Source organism: Anaerophaga thermohalophila DSM 12881 (assembly GCF_000191885.1).
GTDB classification, from domain to species: Bacteria; Bacteroidota; Bacteroidia; order Bacteroidales; family Marinilabiliaceae; genus Anaerophaga; species Anaerophaga thermohalophila.
Genome location: NZ_AEWI01000005.1, coordinates 125,366 through 146,569 on the forward strand (window position 1 = coordinate 125,366; position 21,204 = coordinate 146,569).

11 protein-coding genes are annotated in these 21,204 nt (G+C 43.1%); all 11 read left to right on the top strand.

Features of this window, described 5'->3' with window-relative positions; genetic code table 11:
• Positions 1–5 precede the first annotated feature (5 nt).
• The 11 genes from ATH1_RS0102580 to ATH1_RS0102635 all read left to right on the top strand — a co-directional run bounded on the left by ATH1_RS0102580 (position 6) and on the right by ATH1_RS0102635 (position 21,024).
• Positions 6–1,649, top strand: coding sequence for a RagB/SusD family nutrient uptake outer membrane protein (locus tag ATH1_RS0102580; protein ID WP_010417120.1), 1,644 nt, complete (start codon positions 6–8; stop codon positions 1,647–1,649).
• Between the two features lie 32 nt (positions 1,650–1,681).
• Positions 1,682–3,073, top strand: a complete 1,392-nt coding sequence (locus ATH1_RS0102585; protein ID WP_010417122.1) for a glycan-binding surface protein — start codon at positions 1,682–1,684, stop codon at positions 3,071–3,073.
• A 24-nt stretch (positions 3,074–3,097) separates the two neighbouring features.
• The gene (locus ATH1_RS0102590) at positions 3,098–5,335 is read left to right on the top strand and encodes an endo-1,4-beta-xylanase (RefSeq protein ID WP_029163925.1); all 2,238 of its coding nucleotides are present in this window, start codon (positions 3,098–3,100) and stop codon (positions 5,333–5,335) included.
• A gap of 690 nt (positions 5,336–6,025) precedes the next feature.
• Positions 6,026–9,037 (top strand): SusC/RagA family TonB-linked outer membrane protein, encoded by a 3,012-nt coding sequence (locus ATH1_RS0102595; protein ID WP_010417126.1) that lies wholly within the window; start codon positions 6,026–6,028, stop codon positions 9,035–9,037.
• Between the two features lie 20 nt (positions 9,038–9,057).
• Positions 9,058–10,803, top strand: a complete 1,746-nt coding sequence (locus ATH1_RS0102600) for a RagB/SusD family nutrient uptake outer membrane protein (protein WP_010417128.1) — start codon at positions 9,058–9,060, stop codon at positions 10,801–10,803.
• A gap of 134 nt (positions 10,804–10,937) precedes the next feature.
• Positions 10,938–12,050 (top strand): IPT/TIG domain-containing protein, encoded by a 1,113-nt coding sequence (locus tag ATH1_RS0102605; RefSeq protein ID WP_010417130.1) that lies wholly within the window; start codon positions 10,938–10,940, stop codon positions 12,048–12,050.
• A gap of 256 nt (positions 12,051–12,306) precedes the next feature.
• Positions 12,307–14,034 carry an IPT/TIG domain-containing protein gene (locus ATH1_RS0102610; RefSeq protein ID WP_010417132.1) on the top strand — a complete coding sequence of 576 codons (1,728 nt, stop codon included), beginning with the start codon at positions 12,307–12,309 and terminating at the stop codon, positions 14,032–14,034.
• Positions 14,035–14,325: 291 nt separating this feature from the next.
• Entirely contained in the window at positions 14,326–17,130 is a 2,805-nt protein-coding gene (locus ATH1_RS0102615; RefSeq protein WP_010417133.1) for a glycosyl hydrolase 115 family protein, read from the top strand.
• Positions 17,131–17,174: 44 nt separating this feature from the next.
• Positions 17,175–19,322 carry an alpha-glucuronidase family glycosyl hydrolase gene (locus ATH1_RS0102620; protein ID WP_029163927.1) on the top strand — a complete coding sequence of 716 codons (2,148 nt, stop codon included), beginning with the start codon at positions 17,175–17,177 and terminating at the stop codon, positions 19,320–19,322.
• Between the two features lie 226 nt (positions 19,323–19,548).
• Positions 19,549–20,334, top strand: coding sequence for a beta-xylosidase family glycoside hydrolase (locus ATH1_RS0102630; protein ID WP_010417139.1), 786 nt, complete (start codon positions 19,549–19,551; stop codon positions 20,332–20,334).
• Between the two features lie 6 nt (positions 20,335–20,340).
• Positions 20,341–21,024: a 2'-5' RNA ligase family protein gene (locus ATH1_RS0102635; protein ID WP_010417141.1), complete on the top strand. Its 684-nt coding sequence runs from the start codon at positions 20,341–20,343 to the stop codon at positions 21,022–21,024.
• Positions 21,025–21,204 lie beyond the last annotated feature (180 nt).

Here is a 21,204-nt window from a genome sequence, read left to right on the forward strand (position 1 = left end):
TGACAATGAAAATTAACAAGATATTTTTGATATTATCAGCCATTGTTGCAGTGAACATTACTTCCTGTAACGATGACTTTCTCAATATTGAACCTGAAGACAGATTATTACTGGAAAACTTCTTTGCGAGTGAAAGCGACATGAAGGTAGCCACAGCCCCTCTTTACAGTAAGGTTTGGTTCGATTTTAATGATAAATTCTATTACGGGCTGGGCGACGGACGTTCCAACAATCTTTTTGCGCCTTATTCGGATTATATTTATCCGTTTACAAACTTTACCGAGACATCTCTGACCGGACCGCTTGTGTCGGCCTGGCAATCGTTGTATAATGTTGTTGGACAAAGCAATAATACCATTAATAATATCAGAGACAATTCAGCTGAAGATATCAGTGAAGAGGCAAAGAATGCAGCTATTGCTGAAGCCCGTTTTATGCGGGGCACTGCATACTGGTACCTTACATCCCTCTGGGGAGATGTGCCTATTATAACGGATAATGTTGCTCTGGTGAATAATCCTATTGTGCCGACGAATCCGCGTAACGATGTTTTCGAGTTTGCCATCCGTGATCTTGAATTTGCAGCAAAATATCTTCCCGAAACGCCTGAACGTAAGGGGCGATTGACTAAGTGGAGCGCTTATGGGATGTTAGCGAGGGTCTACCTTTCCTATGCCGGATTGTATAACATTGATGACCGGAACGGCGGGGTTCGTGATCCTGAATATCTTGAGATGGCCCGTAAAGCAGCCCAAAAAGTGTGTGAAGAGAGTGGTCTGGAACTTCATGAAGATTATTACGAGCTGTTTTCTCTGGCAGGGAATAATAGTCCCGAAGACCTCTTTTCTTTGCAATGGGTTGGCGGAACCAACGAATATGGAATTATCAATACCCAACAGGCGTATTTTGCCTGGAATTCCGAAATTACCGGCGACGATGCCGCCTGGGGCTATTATACTTTTGCTTCGTGGGATATGATCCGTGAATATGCTCCCGACGAAGATATTCGTCTTTATACCACTTTTGCCACCTATGGTGCCGAATATCCCGATATCAACAAAGCAGCCGGCGGATATCTTTATGAAGAAACCGATCGCTGCAATGTGAAAAAAGGTGTTGTCGGTTCATCAAAGGATACGGACGGTGTTGTGGCAAGAATGAATTCGGGGCTGACTACAAAAATGTTGCGACTGGCAGAGGTTTACCTGCTTTATGCCGAAGCTATTCTGGGCAATGATGCCTCAACTACAAATGCAACGGCTTTGGAATATTTTAATAAAGTGCGGGAGCGTGCCGGAATGCCTTCAAAGGATGAGATTACCTATGAAGATATTCGTTACGAGAGAAGAATAGAGCTTGCCATGGAAGGCCAGTACTGGTACGACCTGGTAAGACGTTCGTATTATCGTCAACAGGAGGTACTTAACTATATGAATAATGAGCAGAACAGGGCAGTTGCCTATGAATGGGACGAGTCATCAGGGAAATATGTGCCCGGCGATTTGAATACGGCTCAGCAGGTTGCAACAGCTACTGTCGAATCGCTCTTATTGCCATATCCCGAATCGGAAATGGTTCAAAATCCAAAACTTAAAGAAGACCCTGTGCCTTACCAGTTTACGGAAGAGAGACTCAACCTGTTTGAATAATGTTATCGATTTAACTTTAAAAATCAATGAGTATGAAGATTCAAAAAAATATATGGCTTTTGCTGGGTGTTTTAATCGCGACAACGGTTTTTTATGCCTGTGAAGACGACGATGACCCTGCAGATAGTTCTCCTATCACGGTTTCGGCAGTTTATCTTCAGGATGCTAACTCAGAAGTTCCCGACAGAGAAGTTCCTTTTGCCCGGCTTGGGCAGGTTATCAGAATTGAGGGCTCCGGCTTTTCAGGATTGAGAAAAGTTTATGTGAACGGATACGATACTTATTTTAATCCTGTTTATGTGACCGACAATAATATACTGTTGAGACTTAGCCGGAACACGCCTACTGTAGATGCTGAGGACAATGTTCGTAATACCATCAGGCTTGTAAAAAGAGGCACCGGGTATGTTTATGAATTTGAAATTCGTGCAGCAGCGCCGCAAATTTCGAAACTTTCACATACGCTTCCTCAACCGGGAGAACCCCTGGTTATTTATGGCAGCGGCCTGGTCGAAATTGAGAAAGTTGTTTTCCCGGGCAATGTTGAGGTTACTGAAGGTATCGTTTCCGACGAAGACGGAGAATTTGTGACAGTTGTTGTACCTGACGGGATTACCGAATCCGGTTCTGTTTATGTTGAAGGACCAAATGGCGGTGCTTATTCACCGGCGTACTTTAATTTCAGGGAAGGTATTATCCTTGACTTTGATGAAAATGGCCAGCAGGGATACTGGGGTGATGCCGGGAGTATGATTTTACCCGACGATTTGAAGTCGGAAGTAATTGGAACAGGTAATGTTTCGCAAGGAACTTATGTTCCCCATCGACCCGACAGAATCGAATCTTTCGGAGCCAATCAAAACCGTCTTACCGAAGTATGGACAGCGGGCAATGATGTTGATGACTGGCGCGGCCAGTTGACGCCGTATATTCCCGCATCGACGCCCGTTAATCAGGTGGCGTTCCAGTTCGATATTTATGTTCCCGAGGTTTGGGAAAATACGGGATTCCTCAAAATTTTGCTTATTAACAATTACAATGGTGGAGAGTGGAGTGGTTATATTTATAATTATGTTCCCTGGATTATTGATAAAGAGGTTGTTCCGTTTCAGACCGACGGATGGGTGACTGTTACCGTACCGTTTAGTGAGTTCTATGCATTTTCGGACCCCGAAGAAGGCGAAGAGTTCACATTCGAGGATGTTCTTGTTGCGCGGGAAAGTGCATCATGGAAAAACTTCGGTTTCTTCTTTGAGAATTCTGATTTCACTTTAGCGGATGTAACAGGAAATGATTCGGATGAGACAGAGTTTATTTCTTCCGAAACGTCTGTAGATGTATATACGGATAACTGGAGAGTTGTTCCTCTTGAGCAACCCGAATATTCCGATTTTCCAACTGAGGAGGAAACAACAGAGGAATAATAACTAATCTAAAGAATGCGAATTATGAAATACATAAAATTAATATCGATTTTTGTAATCCTTTCATTTATTGGAATATCCTGTGAGGATACCAAAATGGAATGGGAAGAACGCGATCCGTCTTCGGAAGTAACGGTTGCCGAGATTCCTCTTAAAATGGAGGAAAAGATAGAACGTTATGATGCTTTGAAAACCTACACCAACATGAAACTCGGTGTAGGGGTGGGAGCCTCGCTCTATATGGACGACCAGAGAGTTGACAGCATAGTCAACGAAAATTTTGATGAAGTTGTTGCCGGATACATTATGAAGCACGGGCCTATGGTGCAGAGCGACGGTTCTCTGGATTTTACAGCGGCAGATGCTTTTGTTCAGAAGGCCAAAGATGCCGGTCTGGATGTATTCGGACATACCCTTGTATGGCACCAGAACCAGAATGCCGGATATCTGAACGGGTTGATCGCACCAGAGGTTATTCCGGGTCCGGCCGGTGCTAATCTGCTTTCAAACGGCGATTTTGAAGAGAATATTGACGGTTGGAATTCGTGGGGTGCGGCCAAAGAAGTTGTTGAACATACAACAGATGATGCCGTTAGTGGTAGCGGAAGTTTAAAAGCTGTTACCGCCGCCGGAGCTGCTAATCTCTGGGATTTGGAAATCCAATCCGAAGATGTTCCCGTCATTGAAGGTCATCGTTACGAAATTACCTTTTTCATCAGGTCGGAAGGTATCGGTCATGTCCGTCTTGCTTTTAATAACATGAATCTGGAGTACCCATGGATAGCCGGGGCTGAAACCGTTGAAACTTCCTCTTCATGGCAACAGGTAACCTATAATGCTGAAACGCTGGGTGAGGACCTGATGCCTGCTGAAGGAGCCACTACCATGAATTTTCGTTTTGATATAGGTAAAGATCCAAACATGACTTATTATATTGATAATGTGGTTATGGTTGATATTGATGCCGGCCCTGCCGAGGTTAACTATGTTTTGAATGGAAATTTCGAGAGTGGCGACTTGACAAACTGGTCGGTTATGAATGCAGGAGCAGGAATTGAAGTTACCGATACAGAAGCGTTTGAGGGCTCTTATAGTGCAAAAATGACTGCCGGAGAGTCTTCTTCTAATCCGTGGGATCTTCAACTTCAATCTGCTGATATTTCTGTTGCTGAAGGGAATGATTATGTGTTAACTTTTTATGTAAAAGCCGATCAGGTAGGAGAAGGACGGGTTTCATTCCCCGGTTTAAGTAACGAATGGCCACATAAGGATTGGTATGATTCCGGTGGAGAATGGACCGAATCTTTCGTAGTTACAACGAACTGGCAACTCATTACTGCCAGGATGGATGTTCTGGAGTATGCAGAGGGTAATACCAGCTTTAAATTAAGTTTTGATTTTGGGTACGTACCCAACGTAACGTATTATATTGATAATGTAAAATTTGTTGAAGCAACGGGACCAAGCGGCGCACCTTTGCTAAAATCTTCCGGGCCGACAATAATTGAAAAAACCGATGAAGAGAAGACACAGATCATTACAGATGCTCTTGAAAACTGGATTTCAGAGATGGTAGGTCATTATAAGAATGACATTACTGCCTGGGATGTGGTCAACGAACCGATGAACAACGATGGTACCGTTCGTGATGGCAATGTAACCAATCCTGCAAATGACGAGTTTTACTGGCAAAAATATCTGGGCGGGGATTATGCCGTTATGGCCTTTAATCTGGCGCGCCAGTATGGTAACCAGAACGATATTCTTTTCATTAACGATTATGGTCTCGAAAGCAGCATTCCCAAGTGCCAGGGATTGATTGATTATGTAGAATACATTGAGGCTCAGGGAGCACAGGTTGACGGAATAGGAACCCAGATGCATATATCAATCAATACCAATAAGGAAAATATCGTGCAAATGTTTGAATTGTTGGCTGCTACCGGTAAACTTATTAAAGTTTCCGAGTTGGATGTTCAGGTACTGACCGATGCTCCAACTTCTGAAGATTTTGAAAAGCAGGCCGAAATGTACCAGTTCGTGGTTGAAAACTATCGGGAAATTATTCCCGAGGCCCAACAATACGGCATAACTGTGTGGGGCCTCAGTGATGCAGAACAGGAACATGAGAACTGGCTGCCCGATGATGCTCCTTGTCTATGGGATGCGGACTATAAGCGCAAACTGTCTTACAAAGCATTTGCCGATGGCCTTGCGGGACGCGATGTAAGTGAAGATTTTACCGGAGAACTTCAATATTGATTATCTATCTTTTCCCTGAAACTAAGACCCGGCAGGTTTTTCCTGCCGGGTTTTTTTGGTGTGCCGTGTATGGTAAATAGCTAAGTGGTGCAAGTTCACGATGGGGGTTTATGGTCGCCAACCATTAGCAGAAAGCAAGGGTCCCACCGCGAGGTGGAATCTGAAGGAAGCCGGAAGCAAAACACTGCCCCAGGAAACACGAACCGCATCAGGCATATCCTGTAGGCTACTCGATTATTAATTTTTTACAGATGGCATGTAATTACCATTACAGACACCATGTAATTACTATTACATGCCATCTGTAATGGTAATTACATAAAGTTTGATGTACCGCACTCATCCATTATTATCGCTCAATGTTTAACATTAATTTTAAAAGAGTAGCGGGTTTTTAATAAAAAGGGAAAATATCCACCTTTTTAGCAATTATTTTTACTTTTTTTAATAAAAATACTCGCATTAAACAAATTTTTACACCTCCTTAAAGCTTGTCAATCTTAAATTCGCATTATGTTTTTATGCTGCGGCAGGACAAAATAGTTAAAATATGGGAAAAATGACCTTCCTGTGTGTAAATGTCTTAAACAGAGATACGAAACAGCACAGGTCATAATCCTGGAAACATCGTCATTTTTAATTTTAATAATCGTCAAAATTTCAATCTACTAATCAACAAATTTATTTCCCATGAGAAAAACTGATGTATTTAAAAGAAGAACAATGCTCGCATTGTTCTTTTTCTTATCGGTATCTTTCGTTGCTCTTTCGCAAGAGATAAGGGTAACGGGAATAGTAACTGACACCAACGGCGATCCGTTGCCAGGTGTCAATATTGTGGTGCAGGGCACTACGAGAGGAACGATTACCAATGTAGACGGGAATTACAGCATTGAAGTTCCGGGTGATGCTACATTGGAATTTAATTTTATAGGATTTGAATCACAGATCGTTCCTGTGGATAATCGACAAACCATTGATGTGGTAATGCGGGAGGAGCTTTTGTCGCTCGATGAGGTGGTAGTGGTTGGTTACGGTGTTCAAAGAAAGAGCGATGTAACCGGTTCTATAACCTCTGTTAAGGCAGAAGAGCTTAGAGATGTGGCGTCTTCCAGTATTTCAAAATCCTTACAGGGCAAAACCGCCGGTGTTGAGATTCAGAACATCGGAAATAAACCCGGAGGTGAAACCCGCATTCGGGTGAGAGGTAGCCGTTCACTCACCGCCAGCAACGACCCCCTGCTGATTGTAGACGGGGTACCGTTTAGTGGTGATTTGAGTGACATCGCATCCGACGATGTGGAGTCTATCGAGATACTGAAAGATGCTTCAGCAACCGTTATTTACGGTTCGCGAGGAGCCAACGGCGTTATTCTGGTAACAACTAAACGTGGTGAAGCCGGTAAAACCCGTGTTACTTATAATGGATATACCGGTATTAGTAACGTATCACGCTATTACGACGTATTTGATGCAGAAGAATTTATTAAGCTCCGTGATGTGGCAGGACATCCGTTCCTTCCGGTTGAAATTGAGTCCATGATGCTTGGTCGTGAGACCGACTGGCAGGATATCGGTTATCAGTCCGGCATGGTGCAGAATCACGAAGCCGGGGTCAGTGGTGGTTCAGAGAACACCCAGTATTCATTTTCATTGGGTTACTACGATGAATCATACGTAATTGAGAATATGGGCTTCGAGCGTTACAGTATGCGTGCGACTATAGACCAGCAAATTGGTGACAGGGTCAAAGTCGGCCTTTCGACAATGAATGTGCTGGCAAACACTGATGGTGAAACTGCCGACCCGACCTGGTCGCTCGTATCATTGTCTCCACTGGCAGTTCCATATAATCCGGATGGGTCTTTGGTTGAACAGCCAACTTATGGTGTGGATGATACATATAGTCCTCTTACCCTTCAGGATGATAGTCGTTGGGGAGAGGAGCGCAGGAAGTTCACTTCTTTCAATACGGGCTACGTACAGGTTGACATTTGGAATGGCATTCAATACAAATTAAATGCTGGACTTGACTTTATTGCTAATAAATATAATAATTTTTACGGCAGTAATACTCCGTTTAAAAACGGAGCTCTTAGTGAGGCTGAAGTCCAGAATATAGATAACCTGGCATGGACAATTGAGAATATGATCCTGTGGAATAAAACAATCGGACTTCATCGATTTGATTTCACAGGGATGCAATCGGTGGAGAAGAGTACCACTACATCTTCTATGTTCAATGGTACTAATATTGCTGCCGATTATTTGCAATTCAATAACCTTTATTTGTCTGAAACTGTGCTGGCCGATCCATACAACAACTATTTCTCAGAATGGTCCCTGCAATCATTTATGGCTCGCCTGAATTATGTCTATGATGATCGTTATCTTTTAACACTTACCGGACGTGCCGATGGTTCATCCCGTCTGGCCGAGGGAAACAAATGGCATTATTACCCGGCAGTTGCTGTGGCATGGAATGCATATAATGAATCTTTTCTCGAAGATGTTGATTTTCTTACCCAGTTAAAACTTCGTTTGGGATATGGGCAAACTTCCAATGCAGCTATTAACCCATACAGTACATTGGGCGGACTGTCATCTGTAAAATACAGTTTTGGGGATAGGGGGGTAACAGGATATTATGTATCCTCTTTGCCAAATCCTAATCTGGGTTGGGAGTATACTACTTCCTACAACATAGGCCTGGATTTTGGGTTTTTCCGGGGTCGTTTGTCCGGGTCAGTTGATATGTACAAGCAAAAGACCAATGACTTGTTGCTTGGTAAGTCATTACCATATACCACTGCTGTTACTGGAGATTTTATGGAAAATGTTGGTGAAACCGAAAACAAAGGACTTGAAGTTGTTCTGAACGGAGTTATTTTTGATGGAAGCTCGGTAGGAGGCTTAAAATGGAACCTTAACACAAACTTTTTCCTAAACAGAAGCAAGATTGTATCTCTGCAATCTGGTGTAAATAGAGATGTAGGTAACGCTTGGTTTGTTGGTGAGCCGATTAGTGCTATTTATGATTATGAAAAAATTGGTATCTGGCAGTTAGGAGAAGAAGAGGAAGCTTCAATATATGGAGCCCAACCCGGTGATATTAAAATAAAGGATCAGAATAATGATGACCAGATTACTGATGAAGACAGGGTTATTCTTGGTTCACAAGAACCGGATTTTTCCGGAGGTTTTACATCTTCCTGGGAATACAGGAATTTCGATCTCTCTGTAGTTGGTTACTTCAGGGTTGGCGGTACTATTATCAGTACTTTACACATGCCCAACGACTATGTTAACCGTCTTGATGGACGACGTAACGGTATTAAAGTAGATTACTGGACAGAAGACAACCCCACTAATGCTTATCCTAAGCCAAAGAATGACCCCGGACCATATACAAATACCTTGGGTTATTTCGACGGCTCATTCCTTAAAATCAGGAGTATCAATCTTGGTTATACTTTCAATAATTTATTTAATACTAGGTCCGATTTGAGGATTTATGGTTCTGTGACTGACCCCTTTGTCTTGTTCTCGCCGTATCTTGATGAAGGAGGCGTTGATCCTGAACCCACCAACAGGGCTGAGGACCGAAACGATGCCCTGGGATTGCCCTCCGATAATCTTGTTATCGGACTTAACACACCTCCGGTAACTAAGTACATCTTTGGGTTAAACTTTAGTTTCTAAACATGAAAATGAATTAGAATATGAAAAATAGATTCTTAAATATAATAGTATTGGCTCTTTTCGTCGCAGCAATATCTTCCTGCAATGATTTTCTTGAAGAAGAACCAAAATCACAGCTTTCTACCGACTACCTGGAATCAGCCGAAGGGGTTGAAGCTGCAGTTAATGCTGCCTATTCATCATTACGCTATTTCTATACAGGGGGTGGTAGTGAGTGTGGCATAAAAATGACCTGCTACGGAACTGATGAATGGCAGAAGGGCCCTGATGGTAACGAGGTTCTTAGTGTATATGGAGATGGTATTAAATCTGCCGGAATCTCTATGCCCTGGACCTGGGGTTATACCGAAGGAATTAATCCTTGTAATGCGGTGCTTGCCTATGCCCCCGATATCAATATGCCTGAAGAGGATAGAGTTTTTGCCATGGCACAGGCAAGTTTCCTGAGAGCTTTCTGGTATTTTATCCTGGTACAGACTTATGGTGAGGTAACTTTAACGCTTGACTTACCTGCCGAACCGACAACGACCGCAGAAAGGAATACTTTGCAGGAGTGCTTTGAGGCAATTAAAACCGATGTTGATTATGCTGTTGCTAATCTCCCGGCTCAGCCAACCGAACCAGGAAGAGCTACTCAGGCTGCCGCATTGCATCTAAGGTCAAAACTTTACCTCTGGAAGGCCACATCTGATGTAAGTGCCGGAAATTCCGACTATCAGCAGGCATATGATGATGCCATGGAGATAATTAACAATCAGGGTAGATACGGTCTTGCTATTTTCCCCGATTTTTTTGAAATGTTCTATCCCGGGAATGAGCATAATAGCGAAACTATTTTTACCTGCGAAAGAAACACCGATGTTCAGTATAACGATTATGCGGATGACAACTTCAAGAGCAATATGGCCAGTTTTTACTTCAGGCCCAATTACAATGTGCTGGTAAGTGGCTTGTCCCGTTCAACCGGTTATTATTATGGTCGTCCATGGCATCGCCTGAGACCGACTGACTATCTCCTGGAGCATTGTTTCGCCGACCGTACCGACGACAAACGTTATGAAAACTCTTTCCAGACAGTTTGGCTGTTTAACGATGCCGATGCTATTGATGATCCCAACTTTTCGGTTGGTGATACGGCAATTTGGCTTCCGGGTGTTGAAACCGGTTATAATACCAATGCTCATGTTAAAAGAATTTTTACACCAAGTGAATATTTTGGTGGAGAAAACAGTGAAGGATTATCTATATATCCTGCTTTGACAAAGTTTAATGATATTGACCGTCCTTCAACCCAGGATCCTTCAGTTCGTCCTATTGTTATTTACCGTCTGGGTGAAACTTATCTTAATGCAGCCGAAGCAGCTATGTATCTCAATAAGCCAGGTGAAGCTCATGACCTGGTGGCTGTTATCAGAGAACGGGCGGCTTACGATCCCGACCGGTCAAGCACTGAGAATGCCATTGCTGCTCAGCGTTTGGTTAACCGGATTCCTGTGCTGGATGGAAGCGATGATGCCCGAAATTGGTTGCTTGACGAAAGAGCACGTGAACTCGCCGGTGAATTTGTGCGCTGGTACGATCTGACTCGCTCAAGAACTGAGAGTGGAAAAAATCAACTGGTTGCACGATTGAATGACCATTTGCCCGCTATGGGATATCCTGTTCCGGCATCGGGGAATGTTGAGGATTATCATGCCTTGCGACCGATTCCTCAGGAGCAGATTGACCTGACGACTAATGAATATCCACAAAATCCCGGATATTAAGAGTGTGAAACGAGTCCCGGGTAATCGGGACGAGTTCCATTAGACCAATAACTTAGATTAATAATATCCTAATGAATGATGAGGAAAAGCTATGCTTCTTAATAGGATATGTATTGAAATAAAAATATAAACACATGAAAATATATAGTAAAACAATAAAATCAATAACGGTGCTTTTGGGTTTTGTTGCTCTCTTCGCTTCATGTACAGAAGATAACAGCAACCCAATGGAAGAAAACATCAAGGATGTTAACAACTATATTACCGCTGTCGATAAAGAAATCGCGAGTCCCGGCGATGAAGTGACCATAACCGGAACCAATCTGGACAAGGTTTACAAAATTATGCTAAATGATAATCTGACAGTTATTGATTTTGAAGCGACAGAGACGTCTTTGACGTTTACCGTTCCTTCGTCGGCTCCTCTCGGGGATGTGGTGATCATAAATATCTTCTTTGAAGGAAAAGGCCTGGCGCGGCATCCGATTGAGATTATTTCGCCACCGGTAATTTCTGGGTTTTCACCCATTGCAGCTACCGGCGGAGAGGAATGTCATGTTTATGGTGCCGAACTGTATAAGGCTGTTAAGGTTTATGTAGGTGACACTGAAGTTGCATTTACATTAATTGATGACAAACAATTTGTCATCGACCAATTGCCTGCCATTGAAAATGGAGACAAAATTAAAGTGGTGGATGCAACGGGTGCTGAAACAATCTCCGATTGGGAATTTGTTCGAGGAACAGAAATTCTTATTACCGACTTTGACAGTGAATCAGATTATTATACCGGATTGAGCAGTAACGGTAACCTTGATGGTGATACCGAAGAACAAGGTCCGTTGCCCTATGGTACATTTTATACTTTTGTCTTTACTGACAACGGGACCAGTTGGGGTGGAAACCTTGATTTCTATTTCGAGGGTGTACCTTCAAATTATCCGGATAATTCAAAAGTATGGCTTTATATCGACATAAAGATGTCCGATCCGTTGAGTGGCCGTATCATGGTACAGGATCCTGCCAATGTATATGGCGATGACAGGGATTTTACCACAGAATGGACTACTTTCAAACTGCGGCTTGATCAGCTTTATACAGGATATGGCAATGGAGATGAAGTTGGTGCTTGTCCAACGGTTGATAAATTGACAGCAGTTAAAATTCAGCCACCTGCACAGGCAAACAACAATAACTTTGGTAAGACCATTTCTGTTGATAATATCCGGTTTATTGTTGAAGAATAACGATTTTACATGAAATGCACCCGGTTCTTTTTAGAAAAGCTATCTGCAGATTTCTGGTGCGTTTCATTGAACGTTTGGCTAAGAGGCCATAGTGAATGAAACTCGTCCCGAGTCATCGGGACGAGTTTCATCAGACCTTAAAAAACAAATTTTACACTAATGCAACAAGCATAGTAAAGATTGCAACAATAAGAATATATATAAGGTCTTTCATGTGAATTCCATTCGACCAATAACTTAAGTAAATTATGTACTAATGAAAAAGATGAAGATATTTTCCAGTATAACAATGATAGGACTGTTATTTTTAACAGTTTTCAGTGGCTGCGAAGAGGTCGCTGATATGACTATCGATCCTGTTGAAAGTGAGCTGGCGTTCACTTTTTCGCCCGAGGTTGGTTACCCCGGGACAGTTGTTACGCTAACAGGGGCTAATCTGAGTGATGCGGAAAAAGTTGTTTTTGGGACAGCCGAAGCTGAAATTACCTCAAAATCCGATTCGGAAATAAAAGTTGAAATTCCCGTAGCTGCTGAAACCGGTAAAATTCATATTATTTTTCCCGGGCGAGTGATTTCTTCACAAAGTTTCTTTATTGTTTCAGATTCTCCGGTTCCGACCATCACATCTTTAAATCCTGTGGAGGTAAGCCGGGGCGAAGAGGTCACCATTACCGGTACTTTACTCGATCAGGTAAAAAGAGTAGAAGTGGGAAGTCTGGAGGCTACAATCGTATCTCAATCGGCTGAAGAGATTGTAATCACAACTCCGGAAGAATTTTCTACTGCACCTGTTTATATTTTTTATGATTATACCACGGCTTATGGAATGGTGAAGGAAACTTCGGCAGTCAGTGAAGCCGAACTTGGCTTGCGTCTTCCTACCATCTCAGTTGTGGAACCCGGACTTAAGGACCTTGATGTTGGGGATGTTCTAAAGCTGCAGGGATCGAATCTCGACCTGGTTAATACCATCTCATTCGCGGGTATTGAAGTCGGAGAAGAAGATTTCACTTATTCTGAAGAGGAAGGAATTATTACTGTGGCTGTTCCCGAAGGGGCCTCGTCAGGAATCCTGAGTTTAGTGGCTACCGATGGAACTTATGAGCATGAGACTTCCTTCAATGTTTATCTGCCTGTTATTTCAAGCTTTGTTCCGACAAAAGGGGATAAACAGATGGATGACAGGTATTTTTCCGTGTTAGGAAGTAATCTGGATATTGTTGAATCCATTGAAATGGGTGGCTATGATGCAACCATAGTGGATCAGACGTCAGAACTTATCACTTTCACAATTTCCGGTGAAGCAGGTGGATTCATGAATTTCTCTTGCTATAACGGAGTAGTGCAGAGTCCTACAGCATTTGTTTTGTATGGCGATATGTTTGTTTATGACTGGGACTCTCAATTTGAAGTAGATCGGTTTGGGTGGTTCCAGAGAAACAATCTTGGTTCTCTTGCTACTGATAGTGTAGATGATGGAACAGGAAATTATTTCGCAGAGATAACGATGGGTACACCCATTAATAACAATTCTTTCTATTTATGGGGGCCGGAAACAGGCAATAATGATCGTTTTTCATTATATGTTTCCGAACCTCAGGGCGTTTATCTGGAATTTGATTTAAGAGTTACCGACATTCCGGAAGAAATGTTATATGATGAAGGTTTCCAGTTCAAGATTTTTATGATGGATGCCCAAGGCTGGGGAGCCAGTGGTGAATATTCCTATGGTTATAACAGTCCAACCAGTTATGTGCCGGCTGATGGCAATTGGCACCATTTCAGAATGCATTTGGCTGATTTTGTGGCTTCAAATAATAGTGGTTTGTATACTGTTGGTCAGGATTTTGAACAGGCTTCCGGAGCCTATTTGCACCCCAACAGTCTGCGCATCATGACATACATATTTGGAACGGAAAGTGAATCAGATGATCAAACTGTTGTTATTGGACTGGATAACATAAAATTTGCAATAGAAGAATAGAATTTTTGAAATTCACCCGGAGTTGCTTATTCAAAGTAACTCCGGGATTTTTATATATCCGTGATGAAAAAATTATCCTTTTCTTTTTGACGAGAATTATGAGCCGAAGGCTTCTTACTTTTCGATAATGGATTTTTAGATGTTTTTACCTTCCTGTAGTTGTTGATTTTGGTATTAATCCTTTAGAATTATTGAATAATGCGCATTTTAACTTATCACCTGTTGCTCTTATTAGCGATGTTACTCCCGTTTTCTTTTTTGGGAGTTCGGGCCCAACAAGCAAACAATGTAATGGCAAAAACATGCGATTTTGTAACATCATCTAAAGTTGAAGGCGACTTTGTGCTGGTTGAGGAAGGGTCTGATCAGGTTGCTTTGTTTGTTGCCGGAGGAGATGAAAATGGAATTAAGCGTGTGGCAGACTTGCTGTGTGAGGATATTGAACGGGTGTCTGGTCAAAAACCGGAACTGTTCATCAGTTCTGATGTGCCTGAAGCGAAAAGACTTGTAATCATCGGAAGTGTTGAAGGTAGTTCTGCTATAAAGAATCTTGCAGAATCAGGTAAGATATGCATCGCCGATATTAAAGGAAAATGGGAAGCTTCATTTATTACGGTAGTTGATCATCCTTTCCCCGGGGTCGAAGAAGCCCTTGTTATTGCCGGTAGTGATAAAAGGGGCACCATTTACGGCATGTTTGAACTATCGCAGCAAATGGGAATTTCGCCATGGTATTGGTGGGCCGATGTTCCTGTTGAAAAAAAGGATCGGCTCTTTGTAAAAGCCGGACGTTATGTAATTGACAGTCCTAAAGTAAAATACAGGGGCATTTTCCTGAATGATGAAGAGCCTGCTCTGGGTAACTGGGCCAGGGAAAAATTTGGCGGCTTCAATGCCAAATTCTACGATAAAGTATTCGAACTGATTCTTCGCATGAAGGGTAATTTTTTATGGCCCGCTATGTGGGGAAAAGCCTTTTATGATGATGATCTCCGGAATGCGGAATTAGCTGATGAGTATGGTGTGGTCATTGGTTTTTCTCATCACGAGCCCATGATGCGGTCTCATGTAGAATGGGAACGTTATGGTAAAGGGCCCTGGGATTATACACGCAATGCTGCAACACTAAGGAATTTCTGGCGCGAAGGAATAGAACGCATGGGTGACCATGAAAACATTGTTACGGTTGGTATGCGTGGCGACGGCGATATGCCCATGAGCGATGAGCGTAACATAGAACTATTGTCGGGTATCATTGAAGACCAGCGGGGAATAATCTCTGACGTAACCGGGCGTCCGGCCGAAGAAACGCCCCAGGTTTGGGCTTTGTACAAAGAAGTTCAGGACTATTACGATATGGGCATGCGCGTTCCAGAAGACATTACGTTGCTTTATTGTGATGATAACTGGGGAAATGTTCGTCGTGTCCCCGGCGGGGAGGAACGGCAAAGAGCCGGTGGCAGTGGAATGTATTATCACTTCGATTACGTCGGTGGACCACGAAATTATAAATGGCTTAACACCAATCCCCTCCCCAGGATATGGGAACAGATGAAACTTTCATACGAATATGGAATAGACCGGCTTTGGGTCGTAAATGTCGGAGACCTGAAACCCATGGAATTACCTATTCAGTTTTTTCTTGATCTTGCCTGGAATCCCGATGCTGTTGGAACCAAAGAGCTTGATGCCTACTCTTATCTGTGGGCAGCACAACAGTTTGGAAAAGAGAGAGCAGCACAAATTGCAGTATTTCTTGATAAATATACGAAGTTCAACGGACGCAGGAAGCCCGAGTTGTTAAGTCCCGATACTTACAGTCTCCTGCATTATCGTGAGGCAGAAAAGGTGGTAGGCGAGTACAATCTGCTGGCTGCTGAAGCTCGTGAATTCTATGAAACGATGCCTGAGAATATGAAAGATGCCTACTATCAACTGGTGCTTTTCCCCATTGAGGCATGTGCCAATCTCAATCATCTTTATTATGCAGCTGCAAAGAACCGTTTGTACGCGGAGCAGGGGGGAGCACTGACCAATGCAATGGCCGATAGTGTGAAGCTGCTTTTCGAGAGAGATGCGAAACTAACTGAATACTTCCATACTGAGCTGGCCGGCGGAAAGTGGAACCACATGATGTCTCAAACACACATTGGGTATACCTATTGGCAGCAGCCTGAAGAGAATAATATTCCTGAAACCCGTACTATCAAATTACCGCCAAAACCCGAAATGGGAATTATGGCGGAAGGCTCAGATAAATGGTGGCCCGAAACATCCGAATTGTCCGAATTGCCTGTTATTGATGATGTGAGCAAAATGCGCCGTTATATTGAGGTTTTTAATCGTGGCGCCGAAGCCTTCAGGTATTCTACAGATACATCTCATCCATGGCTGAAAATATCCCATCCGGAAGGTGTCTTAGAAACCCGTAAGCGTTTGTGGGTCTCTGTAGATTGGGGAAAGGTTCCGGCAGGTATTCACAAGGCTTCTGTTGAAATCAACGGAGCAGGGCAAACCCTGAAGGTGGTGGTTCCCGTGGAAAAAAGAGATGAAGAAACTTTTAAGAGCATTAAGGGTTTTGTTGAGTCGAACGGGTATATTTCAATTGAAGCCGACCATTATGCGAAAAAACACGATACCGTGGATACAAAATGGATGACTATTCCGGATATGGGACGTACCGGTTCGGCCGTTACCATTCATCCCGTAACAGCTGAATCGCGGGAACCAGGAGATGAGGTCATGCTCGAATATCCTGTTCACCTGAAATCGTCCGGTAAGGTAACCGTTCATGCTTATTTTTCACCAACATTAAATTACACGGCCGGCGATGGATTCAAATATGCCATCGGGTTTGACGACAAAGTTCCCGTCATTGTCAATATTCATGAAGATGAAACACATAGTGACTGGCAACGTTGGGTGGCCGATAATATCAACATTTGTACTTCGGAGCATGAAATTCAATCTCCCGGAAATCATGTGCTCAGGTTTTATATGGTGGATCCCGGTCTGGTGCTTCAGAAGATTGTCATCGATACAGGGGGGCTCAAAGAAACATATCTTGGACCAGATGAAAGTAGGTTTCTCTATTGAAGTTGGACGCGTCTGAGACATTATATAATCATTAACTAAATACAATGAGATTAAAAAAAATTCTTCTGATACTCTGGATGTTGATCATTCCACTTATTGCATTTTCCGAAACAGGTGAACGGTTGTGGCTTAGGTATAACCCGCTACCTGATGATGTGCAAGCCCGGTATGCCGGACTTGTCAGTGTGTATTTCGAACCGGGCAGTTCAACTGTTAATGTTGCAAGGGATGAGTTGAATAAAGCCTTCAGAGGCCTGATAGGTGGCCGGCTGCAGTTTCAGGATAACATAAAGAAAAGCAGTCTCCTGATCGGAAAGGAAATAAGCAGTAAAGCCGATGTTGACGGCTTGGATGAAGCATTGAAGAAATGCGGTAGTGAAGGTTACGTTATTAAATCGGCTGAAATTGGCGGACGTAATAAGATTATTATTTCGGCAAATACCGATGCCGGAATACTTTACGGAACCTTTGCCTTTATTCGGATGATGCAAACCGGCCGGTCGCCTGGGAATTTGAACATTATTGAAAAGCCCAAATATGATCTGAGGCTGTTGAATCATTGGGACAATCTTGACGGAACTGTTGAGCGCGGTTATGCCGGCCATTCCATTTGGTGGAATCGTGAGAAGGATTTTGACGACCTGAAAGAACATTACCGAATATACGCTCGTGCCAATGCTTCGGTAGGGATTAACGGTACTGTCCTGAACAATGTTAATGCCGACCCGCAGGTACTTACGCATGATTATATTGAGAAATTTGCCCGTTTTGCCGACTTGTTGCGACCATACAACATAAAGGTTTACATGTCTGTCAACTTCTCTTCTCCTGCCATTATCGGGGGGCTGGAAGATTCGGACCCTTTGCGTGAAGAAGTACGTCAATGGTGGAAGCAAAAGGTTGCCGAAATTTACGATTTGATCCCCGATTTTGGTGGTTTTCTGGTAAAAGCCAATTCTGAGGGTCAACCCGGACCCCAGGATTACGGACGTACGCATGCTGAAGGCGCTAATATGATGGCCGAAGCCCTTGAACCTTATGGAGGTATTGTTATGTGGCGTGCTTTTGTCTATTCTCCCTCGGGTGATGACCGGGCTAAACAGGCATATAACGAGTTTGTTCCTTTGGACGGGAAGTTTCACGAAAATGTGATTGTCCAGGTCAAAAACGGCCCCGTCGATTTTCAACCCAGGGAACCTTTTAGTCCCATCTTTGGGGCAATGGAGCACACGTCGCTCATGATTGAATTTCAGATCACGCAGGAATATCTTGGATTTTCAGATCACCTGGCTTATCTGGCGCCATTGCAGAAGGAATGTCTCGAAAGCGATACTTATGTCAAAGGCCCCGGCTCAACCGTTGCAAAAACTACCGATGGCTCCATATTTAATCAGGCACACTCTGCCATTGCAGGTGTTGCCAATATCGGACGGGATATAAACTGGACAGGGCACCACTTTGCCCAGGCTAACTGGTATGCTTACGGACGACTGGCATGGGATCATACCCTTGCAGCTGATAATATTGCAGTTGAATGGGTGAAAATGACTTTTTCTCACGCCCCTGATTTTGTTCAGCCCGTCCTGAATATTATGATGCGCTCACGTGAAGCCGTTGTTAACTATATGACACCTCTTGGATTGCATCACCTGATGGGATGGGGTCACCATTACGGTCCCGAACCATGGACCGATATAGAGAATGCTCGTCCCGACTGGCTTCCGCGGTATTACCACAACGCTTCTGAATACGGTATCGGCTTCGACCGGAGCGAATCGGGCAGCAATGCTGTAGAACAGTATTCCGAACCTTTGCGTTCGATGTTTAACAATCCCGGAACCTGTCCTGAGAACCTGATCCTCTGGTTTCATCATTTGCCGTGGGATTATCGTATGAGCTCGGGTCTGACTTTGTGGGATGAGCTTTGCTATCACTATTATCACGGAGTTGAAGAGGTCAGACTGATGCAGAAAAAATGGGATCGCCTGGCCGGAATGATTGACCAGGAACGTTTTGATCATGTTCAGCATAAATTAAAAATACAGGCTCGCGAGGCAGTTTGGTGGAGAGATGCATGCCTGCTCTATTTCCAGACTTTTTCGGGGATGCCGATTTCTTACGAACTGGAACGTCCCACTCATGATCTGCAGGAGTTGATGGAGCTTGAATTTGATATGACCCATCACAATTGATATGCTGATTTATTGAACATTCTCTATGGCTGTGAAAGATGAGTCTGATCTAAAAAGGTGACTTTCAGGAGTGGACTCATCAATGAGAATGAGATAATGCCGGGAGCTGTAAAAAAGCATGCTGCCGGTATTTTTGAATTACCCTGAGCACCCTTTAAGCCCCCAACCCTTCCTGTCCCGCTTGCCTTCAGGCAACTGATATCTGACATTCTTGCATTTTGTTGATATGAGAGCAATTCTGAAAAATACAATTGTTGGTCTTTTTTTCCTGTCTGTTGTGGCTTTTTCATCGTGTGAAAAGAAACATTCAAGTCAGGCTGAAGCAAGGTTTCTCTGGTTTGTATATGAAGGAAATGATGAATTTTATGCTCAGAATCCGCTTGATGTCAAAACATCACATACCGGCAGAGATACTTTGACCGAAGTTTCTTCTTCGGGAAACTTCGCCATTCACGATAATTTTTCTGAGGACTCTCTGGCTTTTTACTGGAATTTTATCCGGACACCTCACGAAAAATGGTTTGAACTTGAGGATAATGCGCTGAAACTTGATTTCAGACCGGTTTCTTTCAGAGAAAAGAAAAATCCTGCATTTATCGGATACCGCCAACAACATCACCGGTTTGTTGCCACTACAGCCCTGAATTTTACGCCCGGGGGTCCCGACGATACAGCCGGATTACTTTGTTTCAGAAATGAAACCAGTAACTATTATCTTGGATTAAGTTGCAATAATAAACAAATGGAGGCGTTTGTAGAGAAAACCATAGTGAGGGGAGGTCAGCCGGTGAAGAAACGTCTTTCCATCAAAAAAATTAATTGGAATGCCGGTCATCCTGTTTATCTCAGAGTCGAGGGGAAAGACAACACCATGAATTTTCTTATTTCTGAGGATAATGAGACATGGGAAACACTGGCCGAAGGACTGGCCGCCTCTTACCTTCGCATCGCAACCGACGGAGACTCTGTAGGAACGTATATCGGGATGTATGCATCCGGGAAGGAGGAATAAAAATTTATGGATTTAGCTCAACATTACAATAACTTATATCACGAATCGCTGCAAAAAATAAAAACCGATCATTACCAGGTTGATCATCTGATTGATTCTCTTTCTGATAACAGATACGGGCTGACACTTTTGTTTCGCCCCGACGAAAAGGTGAAAAGCGCGATTGAAGGTTTTTTGGATGAAGCGAAAAAGGTGGAGCCGCATCAATATTTTTATCCGGCGTCTGATATTCATGTCACGGTTATGTCGGTAATTTCCTGTTATGAAGGGTTTGATCTGTTTAAAATAGCTCTTAAAGAATACATTGATATTATACAGGAATGTATAAAAGGGATGTCGCGTTTCGACATTGAATTCCGCGGTCTAACTGCTTCGCCTTCATGCCTGATAGTACAGGGATTTCCGAAGGATGATACCCTTAATAAAATACGCGACAGCTTGCGGGAGAACTTTAAAAATTCAGATTTGGAACAATCGCTCGATAAACGGTACACCCTTAAAACAGCTCATGCCACTGTTCTGAGGCTCAGGGATAAGTTGAATAATAAGGATGAATTTATCAACAAGATAGAGGAGTACAGGAACCGATATTTCGGGTGTTCAACTGTGAAATCAGTCGAATTAGTATCCAACGATTGGTATATGAGAAAAAACCGTGTAAAAGAATTATACAGTTTTAGGTTGAGATAGTAGTTTATAGTCACATCCACACTGAAAGTGTCGAACATTTAAAGTTCGACACAAAGTTCCCGTTCCCGTACACCCTCTGAAAAATTCTCGTTCAAAACTTCGCATCCATTTCAATGACATAGAACGACATTGGTTTTAACCCAACTTGTCATCTTGCTATCATAAAATTCTGTATTCCAG